Source organism: Paenibacillus tundrae, from assembly GCF_036884255.1.
In the GTDB taxonomy this organism is placed as follows: domain Bacteria; phylum Bacillota; class Bacilli; order Paenibacillales; family Paenibacillaceae; genus Paenibacillus.
In genome coordinates this window covers 2,688,289-2,704,049 of sequence record NZ_CP145605.1, presented here as the reverse complement: position 1 = coordinate 2,704,049, position 15,761 = coordinate 2,688,289, and the positions used below count along the sequence as shown (strand labels likewise).

At 43.7% G+C, this 15,761-nt stretch carries 15 protein-coding genes; 5 read left to right on the top strand and 10 right to left on the bottom strand.

What is annotated here, in order from left to right; genetic code table 11:
* Positions 1 to 151 precede the first annotated feature (151 nt).
* From V6W81_RS12370 to V6W81_RS12360, 3 genes are all read right to left on the bottom strand, one after another.
* On the bottom strand, positions 152 to 2,089 hold the full coding sequence (locus V6W81_RS12370; RefSeq protein WP_338543459.1) for an LTA synthase family protein: 1,938 nt from the start codon (positions 2,087 to 2,089) through the stop codon (positions 152 to 154).
* A gap of 182 nt (positions 2,090 to 2,271) precedes the next feature.
* On the bottom strand, positions 2,272 to 2,838 hold the full coding sequence (locus V6W81_RS12365; protein ID WP_338543458.1) for an HAD-IIIA family hydrolase: 567 nt from the start codon (positions 2,836 to 2,838) through the stop codon (positions 2,272 to 2,274).
* 132 nt (positions 2,839 to 2,970) lie between these two features.
* Positions 2,971 to 4,659, bottom strand: coding sequence for a putative PEP-binding protein (locus V6W81_RS12360; RefSeq protein WP_338543457.1), 1,689 nt, complete (start codon positions 4,657 to 4,659; stop codon positions 2,971 to 2,973).
* Positions 4,660 to 5,151: 492 nt separating this feature from the next.
* On the opposite strand from V6W81_RS12360, the gene V6W81_RS12355 reads away from it, so the two are divergent.
* The gene (locus V6W81_RS12355) at positions 5,152 to 6,354 is read left to right on the top strand and encodes an MFS transporter (RefSeq protein WP_338543456.1); all 1,203 of its coding nucleotides are present in this window, start codon (positions 5,152 to 5,154) and stop codon (positions 6,352 to 6,354) included.
* On the top strand, positions 6,347 to 6,982 hold the full coding sequence (locus tag V6W81_RS12350) for a TetR/AcrR family transcriptional regulator (protein WP_338543455.1): 636 nt from the start codon (positions 6,347 to 6,349) through the stop codon (positions 6,980 to 6,982). Before V6W81_RS12355 ends, V6W81_RS12350 begins: the two co-directional genes overlap by 8 nt.
* A 121-nt stretch (positions 6,983 to 7,103) precedes the next feature.
* Here V6W81_RS12350 and V6W81_RS12345 read toward each other — a convergent pair whose 3' ends face one another.
* The 6 genes from V6W81_RS12345 to V6W81_RS12320 all read right to left on the bottom strand — a co-directional run bounded on the left by V6W81_RS12345 (position 7,104) and on the right by V6W81_RS12320 (position 12,848).
* Positions 7,104 to 8,021, bottom strand: a complete 918-nt coding sequence (locus V6W81_RS12345; RefSeq protein WP_338543989.1) for a type II CAAX endopeptidase family protein — start codon at positions 8,019 to 8,021, stop codon at positions 7,104 to 7,106.
* 16 nt (positions 8,022 to 8,037) lie between these two features.
* A complete protein-coding gene (locus V6W81_RS12340) occupies positions 8,038 to 8,706 on the bottom strand; it encodes a 3'-5' exonuclease (protein WP_338543454.1) in 669 nt (222 codons plus the stop codon).
* 19 nt (positions 8,707 to 8,725) lie between these two features.
* A complete protein-coding gene (locus V6W81_RS12335) occupies positions 8,726 to 9,313 on the bottom strand; it encodes a histidine phosphatase family protein (protein WP_338543452.1) in 588 nt (195 codons plus the stop codon).
* A gap of 7 nt (positions 9,314 to 9,320) precedes the next feature.
* On the bottom strand, positions 9,321 to 11,456 hold the full coding sequence (locus V6W81_RS12330; RefSeq protein ID WP_338543451.1) for a class I SAM-dependent methyltransferase: 2,136 nt from the start codon (positions 11,454 to 11,456) through the stop codon (positions 9,321 to 9,323).
* A gap of 33 nt (positions 11,457 to 11,489) precedes the next feature.
* Positions 11,490 to 12,302 (bottom strand): phosphotransferase family protein, encoded by an 813-nt coding sequence (locus V6W81_RS12325; protein ID WP_338543450.1) that lies wholly within the window; start codon positions 12,300 to 12,302, stop codon positions 11,490 to 11,492.
* A gap of 99 nt (positions 12,303 to 12,401) precedes the next feature.
* Positions 12,402 to 12,848 (bottom strand): RidA family protein, encoded by a 447-nt coding sequence (locus V6W81_RS12320; RefSeq protein WP_338543448.1) that lies wholly within the window; start codon positions 12,846 to 12,848, stop codon positions 12,402 to 12,404.
* A 292-nt stretch (positions 12,849 to 13,140) separates the two neighbouring features.
* On the opposite strand from V6W81_RS12320, the gene V6W81_RS12315 reads away from it, so the two are divergent.
* Positions 13,141 to 14,085, top strand: coding sequence for a glycosyl hydrolase (locus V6W81_RS12315; RefSeq protein WP_338543447.1), 945 nt, complete (start codon positions 13,141 to 13,143; stop codon positions 14,083 to 14,085).
* A gap of 139 nt (positions 14,086 to 14,224) precedes the next feature.
* Positions 14,225 to 14,677 (top strand): hypothetical protein, encoded by a 453-nt coding sequence (locus V6W81_RS12310; protein ID WP_338543445.1) that lies wholly within the window; start codon positions 14,225 to 14,227, stop codon positions 14,675 to 14,677.
* A gap of 61 nt (positions 14,678 to 14,738) precedes the next feature.
* Here the strand turns inward: V6W81_RS12310 and V6W81_RS12305 are convergent, their stop codons facing one another.
* Positions 14,739 to 15,083, bottom strand: a complete 345-nt coding sequence (locus V6W81_RS12305; protein ID WP_145048334.1) for a hypothetical protein — start codon at positions 15,081 to 15,083, stop codon at positions 14,739 to 14,741.
* Positions 15,084 to 15,205: 122 nt separating this feature from the next.
* Here V6W81_RS12305 and V6W81_RS12300 point away from each other — a divergent pair, with 122 nt between their 5' ends.
* On the top strand, positions 15,206 to 15,604 hold the full coding sequence (locus V6W81_RS12300) for a hypothetical protein (protein ID WP_338543443.1): 399 nt from the start codon (positions 15,206 to 15,208) through the stop codon (positions 15,602 to 15,604).
* The last annotated feature ends 157 nt before the right edge of the window (positions 15,605 to 15,761 follow it).

Below are 15,761 nucleotides of genomic sequence, written 5' to 3'. Positions count from 1 at the left end.
GCCAAATTCATTCTTATACCATTGTAACATTAATAATTACAGTTTCAAAATAAAGCTCTTCCTTATCCGTTATTCGGATGAATGAAAGTAACCAAAAAACGCCACCCATATGAATACAGGTGACGTTTGGCATGATACCGAACACTACATATTAGGGTGCCCGTTTAGGCAATAGCTTCACATACTCATCCGACAGCTTCATTAAGCTGAGCACATGCTCATAATCGGCCCGATACGGCTCCAGATCAGTGACAGGTTCATACGTTTTAATCGAATATGCCTTCCCATCATCGAAACCCGCACCAGGAACAAACATGATCTCATTATTAACAAATGAGCCTGTCGGCAAATAATAGCGAATGCCAAATGCATTATGATCCATATTAAGCAGATCATGCCCAAAGGCCGTAAACTGCTCTTCTTGTAACGATACGCCCATCAAATTCAGTACCGTTGGCATGATATCCAACTGACCTCCAGGCTGTTCAACCACTTGCCCTTTAGACTGCTGCGGTGTGTGGATGATTAGCGGGATATTAAAACGACTCACATTCCCATCGTATGGCACATTCAAATTGTCTTGAATCTGCTTTGTGATTTCATCATTTGCTGGCAGACCGAAGTGATCACCGTAAATGACTAACGTTGTGTTGTCCCACAGTCCACTAGCCTTTAATTCATTAATCAGTTGCCCAACCGCATAATCGGTATAATTGATAGCCTGCAAATAATCATGCAGCAATGTGTTCGTAATTGTCTCAGGGACAGTAATTCGTGCCCGATCAGCAGGAACCTTGAACGGTGAGTGGCTCGATGCTGTAATAAACTGTGCGTAGAACGGTTCGTTCGCAGCTTGATGTGCAGTCATTTTCTCCACACCGACACGATACAATTCTTCGTCAGATGGACCAAAATCATTAAATCGGTCATTCTTGAAGCTTGGTTTGTCAAAATACCGATCGAATCCAATCGCAGGGTACATCTTGTTCCGATTCCAGAACGTCACATCATTGCCATGAAACGTCTCTGACTGATATCCGCGCTCACGAAGCAGTTTCGGTAAGCTAGGTAAATCACGGTCACTATATCCGGCAGACATTGGAACTACGCCTGTAGGATAGATTGATGTGTTCGACATAAATTCAGCATCCGATGTATTACCTTGACCAATTTGTTGGAAGAAATGAGGGAAATAATAGCTTTCACTCGCTAATTCGTTCAACACGGGTGTTAACACCTGACCACCCAGTGAAGCGTGAATCGGAAAATTCTGAAAAGATTCTAGTTGTAACACAATCAGATTACTGCCTTTGGCTTCACCAAAATACTTCGCTTTAACTGGAGAGCCCTGACTTGTTTTATCTTGATATGGATATTGACTCACTAACTGATTGATCTTCGCAATGGTCTCATTAATGTTGCCATTAGCAATGGCTTCGTTTTCTTTGCTCGTCAAAATCGCTGAGGACACCTGGTAGTTAAGAAAACCAAGATTCTCCGCTCGAACCAGCTCATTATCAATTGTTTCTCCTTTGACAATAAAGCTACCTGACAGAACGATGCTAAATGCAGCCGTAAGTGCGACTCCGACCTTCCCCCAATATCTTCTACGACTTTTTCCAAAACTTAGTCCACTGTTGCTATAACTTCCTTGACTACGGGAAGTACGTCTGGAGCGCAGGATAAACCAAAGTGGCAGTGCAAGCACGATATCCACAAAAAACATAAAATGAACAGGTCGAATGAGAGGTCCGATACTGCCTCGTACTTGAGCCACCTGACCTAATTCACTTAGTGCTGTGTACGTGGGTACTGAGCTAAAATGCACGTTATATAACGTTGCCGCAAACAGTACGAGCGAGAAAATCAGATTAAAGCCCCCGTACACCATACGTTTCCAGCGCTTAGGTACAATTAAATCAAGCACACAGACCACGGTTAGAGCACCCAGCGTATCGGTGAGCAATCCAATGCCAGAAAGGCCTTGGAAAAAGAAATACCGCAAAAGCGTGAGCTTCAGCAGCAAGAGGATAAATAACACGACAAATAATGTTCGTGATGATATCCGTTCGTATTTAGAATTATACATGGTCGTTTTCAACCCTTATCCGAAATTTTACGTTCTGTTTACAAAACGCATATTTCAGTATAACAGTTTCGCGGTATGTATTCCATGGTGGTTCGGGCGCAAAACTGCGGATAAGGCTGACAATGTCAACAGAATCTGCATTGATGTATACAAACGCAAGCTGTAATGCTCTATTTCGTTACTTATTCTTGCATAGGTTGAACTCTTCGCTGCACAATCCACTTTACCGCATCGTTAAAATCAGTGGCTACATAGTCTGCTTCCATGGTGTTCCATCGAAACCGGTCTTCTTCCAATGCACGCATACCTGCACCCGTCATAACGAGTATGCATAGACACCCTGCAACACTTGCCGCAACCATGTCTGACCAACGGTCGCCAATGACAATACACTGTTCGAGCTTCAGTTGATGATCTTCTGCTGCTTGGATCAACATATCAGGTCTCGGTTTGCGACATTTACACTGTTCATGAGCCGGATGAGGACACACATACGTATGCTCGATCCCGAAGTCCTTCATCTCTTGTTGAAAAGCTTCGACTGTGGAATGTCCTGCTGTTATACCAGGCTGGTTCGTAAAGCCAAATAATTTGAATCCATGCTGTGATAATGTGCTGATTGATTCCGCCACACCATCAAACAATTGCATCTCGCCAGGATATTTAATCTTGTCTGAACCTCCAATTGTGCCATCACGATCTATAAACACCGCTTGTGTTGGAACGTTTCGTATGTTCGGAGTGGTCATGTTACTGTCTCCCCTCTTATGTATAAATGACGTGTACAGCTTAATTCATTCTCCGATAAAAAAGAGATATGCGAACAGCCACATTATAACATGTAGTGTTACGCATACCCCTCAATCGTTCATATTTGATATTTACGCTGTCGTTGAAATGTCATGATTCTGTATGCTCTTGCCCTGCTTCTGTTCTCTAATCGCCGCTTGCGCAGCCGCAATTCGTGCAGACGGAACTTGCTCGGGGGAACAGCTCACATAATCTAATCCTATGCGATGGCAGTAAGCAATCGTATCTGCATTCGCAGCTTGTTCTCCACAGACCCCTGACCTGAGATACGGTTTACGGGCTTTACCCTGAACAACGCTCATTTCCACAAGATGTTTATTTTCTTGAACATCCAACGCTCTGAATGAGAAAAAGTCAGCATGGCGAGCCATTTGAGTTGCGATTGTACCCGCTCTAGAAATTTCTATAGTTGTACCTACTTTATATAGACAATGCCTTTTTTCTTCGCCCAAAATCTGGTCAGCTATATGATCCACCAGCTCCCTCAATCGCTGCAATTCATTGGAATCGCTTACAGGTGGAATCAAAATTTCGGGTCGTACCCATAGTCCCTGACGAATAGTTTTTAAGGCTGCGCGAAAAATCGCTTCAATCTGCATATCAAGTATATCAGCTTCAACATGAAGCAATCGTTCATCCCATGCCGGGTCCAGCAGATTAATCGTTACCGGATAACCATCCATCACTTCGAAAAAATGCTCAAAGTCCGCTTGCAGCATCGGAAGCAAACGTTCTACCCCACGTCGACGTTCGTATTCGTTGTCAGCTGTGATCATCTTCTGGACAAAAGGTATTCGGGATGGTGATAACAGCATGGTCTCGATCTGACATTGCCCTATCCCTTCTGCTCCTAACACTCGTGCGAGGACACCATCCCTTGGATGGTTTACATTGGCAAGCACCAATACAGACCTCACCTCATCAGCCCATTCAAGCAACTGTTGCACGTCCAATGATTGCTGTGACGGCTGCTCTATGAATTCGATTAATTCCGTCACTTGTGATGGCTCTATTCGCAATAAAGCTTCCTCTTTTGTAATCAAACCTTCACTCACCATATCGACAGCCGTCTTGCATGCTGCTTCTGAACTCATATGCTCTCCATATTCCTCACTCACCATTACCTGTACCAGGACTGGACTGCAATGTGAATGGGAGAAGGCTCCCAGCGCTTCATGGAGTTGAGACTTCACATCTTGAGGAAATGGTGTCCTACCATGAATTTCAATTATTATTTTGTGTTCGGTGATAATGCGTTCTAATTCAAATTCGTCCTGTATCTCCGGCTCACTTATGAACTCACCAAATAATTCATATGGAATTCCATGTACCAAATAACCAAAGTCCTGCAATAAGCTTCGATAACAATGAAGTGCATAGCAACGATCTTGCGTTTGGTCAGCGAGCCCTTCCACCGTCACATCGTTAAGGCCAACATAAAGGAACGACTCCCGTTCATTCCTTGTGGAACGAACTTCATTCGGCATAACGGAAAGTAGAAGCGGTGTCTTGGCATCACCGAAGAGCTTACCCGTGCGCTGTTCCAAATGATGGATCGCACTTTCCACCTCCTGAGCTGCATCAGTTGAACAATGTCCAAGACGGGTACTGAACTCGCGACAGCATTCCGTTGTTACAGCGAACCCGGCTGGAACAGGCCAGCCAGCATGAAGTAACTCGGAAAGACCGGCTCCTTGACTGCCTATAAGTCCCTTCATCTCTGCCGTACCATCCTCCAACAGAACTACCCGTTTCGTCATTACAGCTCTCCCATCTGCCATGATATGGCTGTGCTTAAAGGCATTTGACCCTTGCGAATCGTCCTTCACTCTAAGATATGTCGCACTCCTGCAATCAAGGACATCTGCTTGAGTATTTTCTATGTAAGAGATTGTTCGAAAAAAGTCCGCTTTTGATTACAAAGGGTGCCTTGCGGCCTCTCAGCATCGAATATGAGACTTAGCCGAGAGGAGTGGATGCTACCCCAATCTCGAATTGTGACCCAATGCATGATCTAACACTTTGCTAGGATTAGATCTTGCCATCTCCAGATAAGAATGTGTCTGTTCGTCTCATCGCCGAACTCAAGGTCATAATTCATTGGATCTCGGTACTCTTCAGGTTGTTGTGATTGATCAATAAGACTCACCCTTCCCCCAAAAAAATGATTTACAAAATCAATTATATTGCATTATTATGGTTTACATATCGTAAAGGTTAACACCGTGTAAACAAAGGAGAAATATACGTTCATGGGTACATTGCCAAAATCTGTTCGTTTCCCGCTTTTGATTCTGATGTTAAATCTGTTTATTGCTTTATTAGGTCAGGGTATGCTCATTCCCATACTGCCAGAGTATTTGAAGTTATTTCATGCGGGAGGTACAGTCGCTGGATTTTTGGTAGCTGCCTTTGGGGCCGCTCAATTTTTATTTTCACCGCTTGGTGGACAATGGGCTGATCGCTTTGGTCGCAAAAAATTAATCATGGCCGGCATGTTTCTCTCCGTTGTTTCGGATATCATATTTGCCCTATCCACGTCGTTGCCGCTCCTATACATCGCACGTTTTATCGGTGGAATCAGCTTAGGTTTGATGGTTCCTGCCAACCTCGCATATGTCGCCGATATTACGACCCCAGAGACACGCGCCAAGGGTATGGGCTATTTCGGCGCAGCCATGAATCTGGGTATGGTACTCGGACCTGGTCTTGGCGGCTTCATCGCTGAGATGGGCATTCGTATGCCTTATTTCTTCGCGGCTGGTCTAGGGCTTGTCGCAGGTATGCTTACTCTACTTCTGCCAGAGACGTTACCTCCGGAAAAAAGAACCCTTCCTCAGACGAAGAAGAAAGGTAATCATCTGGGCAAGCACATCTGGAGCTCATTTCAAGTCCCTTACTTCAAATATTTGCTTCTGCTTCTCGTGATGACCTTTGGTCTGATGAGTTATGAGACCGTATTCTCTCTTTTTGCAGAGCAAAAATATGGCTTCGACGCTGCAACCATTTCCATTATTATTACGATGGGAGCCATCATCGGTATCGTCGTTCAGATCTGGCTGCTTGATTGGTCAGTGCGAAGAATCGGCGAAATTAAGCTTATTCGGCTCTCTCTAATCATGGCACCGATTGCACTACTACTTATGTTAATTAAGGTTAACTTAGTGTATCTATTGTTCGCCTCTGCGTTATTTTTTGCTTTTAATGCATTTTTACGACCGTCAGTCAGTACACTCATTTCCAAAAACGCTGGGGATCGACAAGGATACGCTTCGGGTTTAAATACGACGTATTCCAGTTTGGGTACTGTATTTGGGCCACTTGTTGCAGGACTATTGTTTGACAAAAACTTGAACTTCCCGTATATTTTTGGTGCAATTATGCTTCTTGCTGCACTATCGCTAACGCTCAATGCACGTCGGTCCAAGAAAGGATTACAAACTACTAGTGAATGAAAACTGGCATCAACAGATTAGAAATAAACATCGTGATGACCTGATCGCAGCAGGCAAAGAGCTCTTTTTGAAGCACGGACTGCTTCAGGTGAAGATCAAGGACGTTTGCTCCAAGGCAGAGCTAAGCCGCGTAACCTTTTATAAGCACTTTCAGTCGCTCGATGAGCTGCTTCTCACTATTCAAATGCAATTGGTTGTGAATTTAACGGATCATGTTAGTCTCTCAGGCAGTACAGAGTTAAATGGTCGTGAACAGCTCGAAGCCATGCTTCATGCCTGGATCAGCTTTGCGCGGAACCATCCGGATCATATCCGATTCATTCAACTATTTGACATCAACTATGAGGTGTATGATTTCACTCCTGAATTGAGAGAAACGTATGATCGATTCAATCAGATGGGTAAAGAAAATCACTTTTTGTTAGATGTGCTTAACGCAGGGGTCGCTGACGGCAGCATTAAGCATGCCTCTTCTCTACTTCAGCTTGCTCAGTTTATATTCACGGTGATGATGGGTGCACTTCAGAAGATGGTCACAAGGCGTTCAACCGAACTTTCTCCACCGAATGAGCAGATGACGGAGCAATTGGTGGACATGCTGTTGCGTTACGCTTGTAATGAGGACTAACTTGGAGGACTTACCGAATAAAGATATTTGAGTCTGAAAAGTTTAGTAAACAGACATAAGGTTATTTAGGCTATCAGGTAGGTTCTGATAGCCTTTATTCAATTTAATCAAATCACTCTTATCAAGCAGATTGTCCTATCCAAAACTTGATAACAAACACGACTATAGATAGCAGGATCGGTATAATCCAAGCCAACGAACGGATTCCGGCAGAAGCAATCCTCTTCGCTCTTACTTCCGTCTCAGGACGATCAAACCGTGCATACAACCATCTACAGATCATGAAAGTAATGAATGAGGCAAAACCCGTCAACAGCAGGATGGATAGGCTCGGTCCTTCAGAAGTAGTAATCCCCTCCAGCATATCTCCTCCCTGGATGTATGAGCTAATTACATACGTGGAGTTCGTGATCATATGAACAATAATGCCTGGGATGATGGAGCCTGAGCGAATGACGATGATAGCTGAAACGAGAGCCGCTCCGAATAGTTCAATTAATCGGTAGGGGTTGTCGTGGAACAAAGCGAACAGAAAAGAACTAACCATTGCTGCGAACCACAACCCCCGTTTGCCATAACCGCTCAGCAAAACGCCCCGAAACAACAACTCTTCACAGATCGGAGGAATGATCCCGATGCTTAATAAGAGAATACCTAAGGAAAACAGAGAGTCCGCAATCGGATAATGCGATGTTGCATATGAAACCCCTAACCATTGAGAGACAACCTCGGTAATCTGGTGGAAAAACAGCAAGATAATCTGACTTAGAGCAAATATCAACAAAGACAGGATGATATTCCGCAAAGAAACTTTATGTAGCCTAAATGCAGTTCGAAGAGATATTTTTCGGTATCGACACCAGATCACAGCTGGTATCACGTTGAGTACGATTTGACCAACTGCTACATATGCGAGAAATAACATTAGATTATCGTGATGTGGACTGCCTTTCGAACTAATCCACGCCGTGAACAAAATGCCCATGACATAGGACACAAAAAAGATCCATCCCGCACTTCTCATCGTCAGTTGGTTCATCACTTCAGTTCGTCCCCTAGTTATCATTCAGATACATCTCTGGTATCACGAACCGTTTCATTGAGCGAGCAGGATCGGCTGTAAAATGGTTCAGACCAAGCGCCTGGTATTCTTCTAAAATACGTTCGAATATGAGTGCGATAATGGTGCAATCTGCGAGTGCATCATGTCTCTTAATGCCTTCCGTATCCAAGCTATAGTATTGAATCAGAAAATCCGTGGAGATCACTTCTGTTATCTCAGGATGGATGTATGTAAACATAGCTTTGGTATCCAGTACATCATTGTTAAACATCGGCAGTCCATACAGCTCACAATGGCGTCTTAAAATCGGCAAATCATATTCATATCCCGCTTGTGTCACAAGCACACGATCTCCGATGAAATCGGTAAAGGCATGAAAGGCTTCTATAAATGAGGGAGCCGTTATCATATCCTCATTGGTAATGCCCGTTAATTGCGCAACGGGTTGCGGAATCGGTTTTTCTGCTCGTGATAGTGTCGAGAATGTCTCATGTAGTTGGTCACGATTGTTAAATAACATCGCTCCAAATTGCGTCACACTTTCTCGATCGGATAGAATGCCTGTGCCTTCGAGATCAAATATGCAATAGGTTTGTCCCTGTAAAGGCGAAACGTGTAGATCTTCGATGGTGTATGTATGATTAAAAAATGTAGTTTTCATTCCTGTCTCCTCTCTACTTCTAAGTATTAGGCTCCCATAACCGGCTTACGTGCATGAGCTTATGATTTTCATTGAACTCCAGCTTATAAATATCTGGCATCGAGGTACTCCCCCAGAAGCCATAATCATAGGATTCGTCATAATAATTGAAGATCAGGGTCATGACATCCCCATGTGTGCCGATCACAATCTTTTGCCCAGAATGCCGTTCCAAGATGTCGGATATAGCTTGAACTGCACGCTGCTGAGCTTGAATGCTGGATTCACCACCTGGAAAGGCGAATGAGCGATCTTCGTACAGCTTACGCTTAGCTGATTGAAAGTTGGTATGTCGCACATTGGAACTGGATAGTGCACGCTCACGCAAATCTTCATTGGTTACGATCTCAGCTCCGACTTGGTCTGCCAGCCCTTGCACGGTATCCAGCGCACGCTTATATGGACTTGAATAAAATAGATTAATACTCTCATCAAGAAGTAAGCATGAGACCGTCTCGGCATCATGCTTCCCTTGTTCTGTTAATCCACGTTCACGCTCTAGCCCTTCCACATACTCTGATTCTGCGTGTCTTACAAAATACAACGTCGTCAAGACCTCGTTGCTCATGCATGTGTCAATCCCTTCTCTTCTCGATCACGATTAGGCAGGTGCTATCTGGCAGTGAAGTCTCACGCCCTTGTTCATCCATGAATTCAATTCGTCCGCTAAGTGCTTCTGTGTATCCCTGTTGCAAGAAATGCTGCAATGTAATGATCTGTGCTTCGTCGCCCAACGCTTCACGAATACATTGCTCATAAGCAGATGGCGTAAATACGCCAAATTGCTCCTGAATCTCGTGCACATAGGCTTCCTCACCCCAAGTGTATGTGTACAGAAACTCCATCGCATCATTGATCGGAAGCAGCACCTCATCCTCAGACAATGCTTCATACGTTATCTTCCGTCCTTGGAAGTCCTGCGTGTATCGTTCCAACCAATGTATCCCGTCAGGTTCAAGAAACCGAATGCGACGCATCTGATCAACAGGTTCGGACATGATGCCGTCACGGATGAGGATGCGCCCACCGGGAGATAACACGTTAAACGAGCTTTGAAGAGCAGCAATCACCGTATCCTGATTGAATTTTCGACCATTCTGTTCAATATAAGAATACAATTCATGGAGAATGGATGAGAAAATCACAGTATCCACGGTTCCAGGCTGGACGTATTGATGCAACTGAAGTGCGTCCCCTTTCATGACCTGCCAACGATGACCTTCCAACTGCTTCTTACGCTCTAACGCTTCTATTACATTTGTTGAGATATCAATTCCGATCGGCTCCAGCTCAGGCTTCTCCTGTTCAATCAAGTCCAGTAACACTCCACCACCTGGGCCGATATCTAACACCCGTTTGCCTACCATATAATCGAGCAGAACTTTTTTGTAGTCACCCGAGCTATTCATATCTGCAAGATACGTCTCTTCATTATGAAATCGATCATAAGCATCACGCCGTAATCCAAACAGATCAAATAACAGCAGCACAGCCTTGTCATACAAGGGTGACTTCTCTGCTTCAATACAGAAGGCAATTAACTTCTCTGCAGCCGGCGAAAATTCAAAATTTACAAATACGGTATCCGGTAATTCAGGGTTATGCTCTACCCGATGCGTCAAATGAGGATATATGATCTCTTGATCTGATTCAATCTGCGCCCATGACCACTGTTCCAGATACTTTTCAATCATTCTTTTCTTATACACATTTAGTTTCTTAAGCCCTTTGTAGTCGTAATACATGCTATTCATCAAGGGTTCAAAGCTAATGTGTTGAACTAGCGAAGCAGGACGTTCATTGGTAGCCGCCGTACCATTAGGCACTAGTGATTGGGTCGGGACTCGATGTATGGTCAGCAACAGAACCTTAATCATCTCCTGCAATGAAAAGTCCTGCAACGAGGACTCTACATACCACAAGGTTCGATGTTCTAATGGCGACAGTGCCTGTTCTATATCCCACTCAGCTTGTATTGCTTGATAAGCGGAATAAACATCCTCACCTTTGCGGATTGAAGCACTTCTCAAACGAGACAACCGTTCCTTCATTACCCAATCCGGATGATCTGGCTCCGTCACGATCCAGCCTATAATTTCTTGCACTTCGCTACCCACCTGTTGCCACAATTCAGAACTAACGCCAGCAATAATGCATTCGTTTAATGTCATGAGTATGGTATGAAGCTCATTCTCGGACAGCCACCCTTTTGTAATAAACGCATGCAGCGGTGCGTTCTCTGCAAAAGGAATTTCCCCACGGATATACTGACCCACGAGTCCGTGGGTTGCAATTAACGTTCGAATAATCTTATATCGTGTGGTGTGATGATTGGTGTTGTGACCCTTGCTGTGGTATAGATCGTACAATTGTGCAGAACCGATGTTATGCACGAATAGATTGATACCTGCTCTCTGCCATGCACGGCGTTGGTTCATCGATCCCGCTTTGGCAATTTCTGACCAAGCCAGCACTTCCTCCACAATTTCACGCACCCAAAACGACACTTCAAGTCGATCCAGCACCTCAAGTGTGCGTTCCACATAATCCAAAACGAGATTCGTTTCTTCAAGCTCCGCTATCGAATGAATACGTTCAAGATTAATGTTCACTTGCTCTGCTTCCACAAGCAGTTTCAGCCAGGGTTGCTGTTCTGCCTCTATGATGTGTTCTGATCTGAATAATTGAATGGCTTCTAATGATTGCAGCATACAACTTTCACCTCGTTATGTAATGTCAATGAATCAGTCTAACAGAATCAGACGATCGTGTATAAAAGTAAGCACTCGCTCAGCCTCTCGTTCCGATAAATGCTCATCCAGTCGAGCAGCTGCAACAGGTAAGATCCACGCGTCTATTTCCTCCCAACGTAAGCCGGAGATTTGTAGATAATGTTGGATATATCGATCTACCAATGTATTGCGAGATGCCTCGAAACCTAACTTCATCTTGGGATCGACATCTTCAGGTAATGAACCGCTCATTAATATTACCCAACTCGGAGCGACATCACCCGCTGGATCGCCTGACATACCTGTCATCCAGTCAATCAGCCAAAGTTGATCTTTGGCTTCACTATACATGACATTATCATGGTGAAAGTCCCCATGACAAATATGCTGGCGCTCAGGTAGGCTCGCTATATACATAATAATTCGTTCTTTATCTTGATCTGATAGGAGTGGAGCACGGTGAACCGAACCTATCAATATCTCCTTGTGTACTGGGAGCGTTCCCTCATGATCAGCTAGAGAATGTAGATCATAATGACAACGTGCCAAACGCGCTGACAGCTCCTCAATTAATTGAGCCTGCTGGATCATAAGTAACAACATTGTACTACCCTCAATTCGCTCGAATACGATGCCGTTACGTCCCTTACTTTCCACAAACGACTCAACTTGAGGTACGTTTACTCCCTTTTCACGAACTAACTTTGTAATTCGAAACTCTCTTTGAACCGCATCCAATGGATAATCCATTTTGTACAGCTTCATAATCTGAGTAGGTGAATATTCATATACATCAGCGGTGTTACCTTGACCTAGTAGCCTCATGAGCGTCTCTCCCCAACTAACCATGTTATGAACCGTTTACATTAAAATGTAAGACTACAGGCTTCAGCTAAGAATATGATTCGTCGCTTTCGTTAACCTTTATTGCTCAACCTCAAAAATAGAATCAATAATTAACGGCAAGTTATCTCTGACAGACACGGCTCCAAATACAGAACGAGCATGAACCCCACGTTCTTCAAATACATCCATCATGAGATCCGAAAAGCCATTCAGCACTTTGTGATGTTCCTGATAAGAAGCAGTCGCGTTAATAAAACCTTGCACTTTAATGACACGTTTGACGCGATCAAGTGAGCCGAGCACGTCCTGAACGACAGCCAAAACCTCAATGCCTGCATTTCGAGCAAAATCATATCCTTGCTCTGTTGTAAAATCTGCTCCCAGCTTGCCGCGTTCTTCCGTGTTTGGCCCTTTGCCTGATACGTACATGATTCCATTCACAATGACTGCGTTTGCATACTTAGCTGCGGGTGCACTTGCTTGTGGCAATACAATACCTAATTCATTCAATCTCGTCTGAATCATTCTCATCTCTCCTATGGCATCGTAATGATAGATAAACATCTGCTCATTTCCTAACTAAAATAAATATTAGCATATTTTTCCTTTCCATCGTACACGATGTTTTACTAAAAGAAATCCAGAAGGACTAGTACATAATATGTAATTTCATCATAACTTCGAATTAATATAAGTATTAATTCTTTACAATTGGAGTATTGATATTGTAATTCCATTTATTTTCTAATAGGATAGATTGAAGACATGTCTTAGTTGATTGAAATTATTCTGCTTTTATTCGATAGGAGGCGTAATGATGAGTGCACCTTTATTTCGAGATCCCATTTATGACGGTGCTGCCGACCCCGTTGTGGTATGGAATCATGTAGAACAAGCGTGGTGGATGATCTACACCAATCGCAGAGCTACGGCAGGCGGCCCCAAGTTCGCTTGGGTTCACGGTACAGATCTAGGCGTAGCTTCCTCATTGGATGGAGGACAGTCTTGGACATATCGAGGTACCTTAACCGGGCTAGAGCATGAGTGGGGACATAATACGTTCTGGGCACCAGAGATTTTTTGGCATGATGGAATATATCATATGTATGTCAGCTACATCCAAGGCGTACCTCATGATTGGCCAGGGCATTCTCGTCACCTTTTGCATTACACTAGTCCTGATCTGTTGACCTGGACATTCCATGGCACATTGAAGCTTAGCTCTGATCGTGTCATTGACGCTTGCATCTACCCACTTCCTGATGGACGCTTTCGCATGTGGTACAAAGACGAAGCCAACGGTGCTCATACCTATGCAGCTGACAGCTCTGATCTCTATCACTGGGATGTCATTGGCCCTGTAATAACAGGTTCGGCTCATGAAGGCCCTAATGTATTTCGATTCCGCGATTCGTATTGGATGATTGTGGACGAGTGGCGGGGACAAGCCGTTTATCGCTCGGATGATCTAGAGCAGTGGGAGTGGAACAATCGGATTCTGGATCAACCCGGAGTTCGAATGGATGATGGTGTAATCGGTCTGCATGCTGATGTGGTTGTTCAGGATAACGAAGCCTATATTTTCTATTTTACTCATCCTGACCGTGTTGAAGGTGTCGCCCATGCTAGTGAGCCGGCTCGTCGTTCTTCGATTCAAGCTGCTAGGCTAGATCTCGTTGATGGCAAGCTCATATGCCCAAGAGACGAGGAACTAAACATTCGTTTGCGGCCAGAAAATGAGCTGCGACATAGCTCCGTATAAATGACAACAAAAGCCTAAACGAACCTGACTACAGGCACGTTTAGGCTCTTCCTCTTTTATCCATTATCTCCGATAAGCTTCTTATGTTATGATCAATAACTCTATCCATCTACGAGAATACATATATAAGGGAATTAACATGCATAAGATAAGATCTTCAAAATATATGATCGTGTTATTGTCTGCACTAAGCCTGATTATCCTGGCAAGCTACGTCTATGATTATCATGAGCTTCGAAACCATATCGAAGGATCTGCAAACCTTTCATATCATAACATCATCCTAACCATGACTGCTTATCATCAAGAGCTTGATCATTACATTCATAGTCATGATTCCACTAACGATACAAACCTCTACATTCTCGAAAACAATATCAAAAACATCTTCTCTACTTATGGCGTAACGATTAATTTAATTGACGGCACGGATAAAAAGCTGTACCTGGAGCAGCATTCCTTGTTCAAATTGTTCTTACAACTGTTACCACTGAATTATACGGAGTGTTCCTTGCAGGAACTGAGATATCTTAGTGAGCAAACAACAATCATTATTGGAGAGCTCCAGCGTCTCAGACAAGATACTCCTTAAAATAATTGTTTGGTTTGCTCTATCTCTACTGCATTGTAAACAGGGAAGAAAGTTTTATGCCTTATGCTTTACGTTCCCATGCCGGATGACGATAAAATTCAATGGTATCGATAAAGTTCACCGTATACTGCTCTTCAACCTCCGCGAGATTCAGCAATTTACGATCGATCTCCTTCATGCCCATCACGACATCATGTCGAAGGAGGTCCATTGCAATTTTTCCAACAAAACCACCGTCAAGTTCCTTATACTTTGTACGGAATTCTTCATTGTAGATCAGTTCGGGTGTGAAGGATGCCTCCACAAAGGCATTCACAAGTGTAAGTACATTCTGTTCAATCTGCACAGCAATATAATAATTTCCACGTTCATCTCGAATCAGATCTTTGTACATTTCCACGATCATTTCTAATCACTCCTTATGTCTGTTATCCAATTAGGTTGTTAATGAACATGGGCTAACCGTTACTCACCCCTTGCCCCCATCCATTCATATATTAGGTATAAATGGAGAACGGAGGACTACTTATGAACAGGAAACCGCTTCATACGGGTAAAAGCCTTCAGCAACGATTGTCTGAACTTCAAGGAAAGCTCGCGGAGCTTAATACTCCCCTGTCTGGTCTAGAGCCAGGTCGCATCTCCCGTGTGTACACACGACATTTTATTAAAGTCAATCGGCAGTTATTCGTTCCACTTAGTCTTTATTCCATTCGTGTATTTGATATTCCTCCAACTTGTCGAGGTGTTCGTGTAGGAATTCGTACGGTTTTTCCGTCAGGAAATGAATTCAACAATATCCGACTAGTAGGTATAGGCCGAGATTATCTAGAACTACAGGGCAAAGGAAAATTTCCTTCCCGCATTCTGTTTCCCCTGAGCCAAGTAGAGTCCATTTATCGGTCAACAACACACAGAAAAAAATAATTACTGCTGGCTGAAACTCAAACGATAAACACAAGAGCGGTTTGCTATCCAAACCTAGAATATCGACCCACTTCTGAGGTTTGTGCGTTTCGTTCATATGTCATAAAGAAAAGCGGTGAGGAACAGAGTATTCTCTGACCCACCGCCTGTACATAAG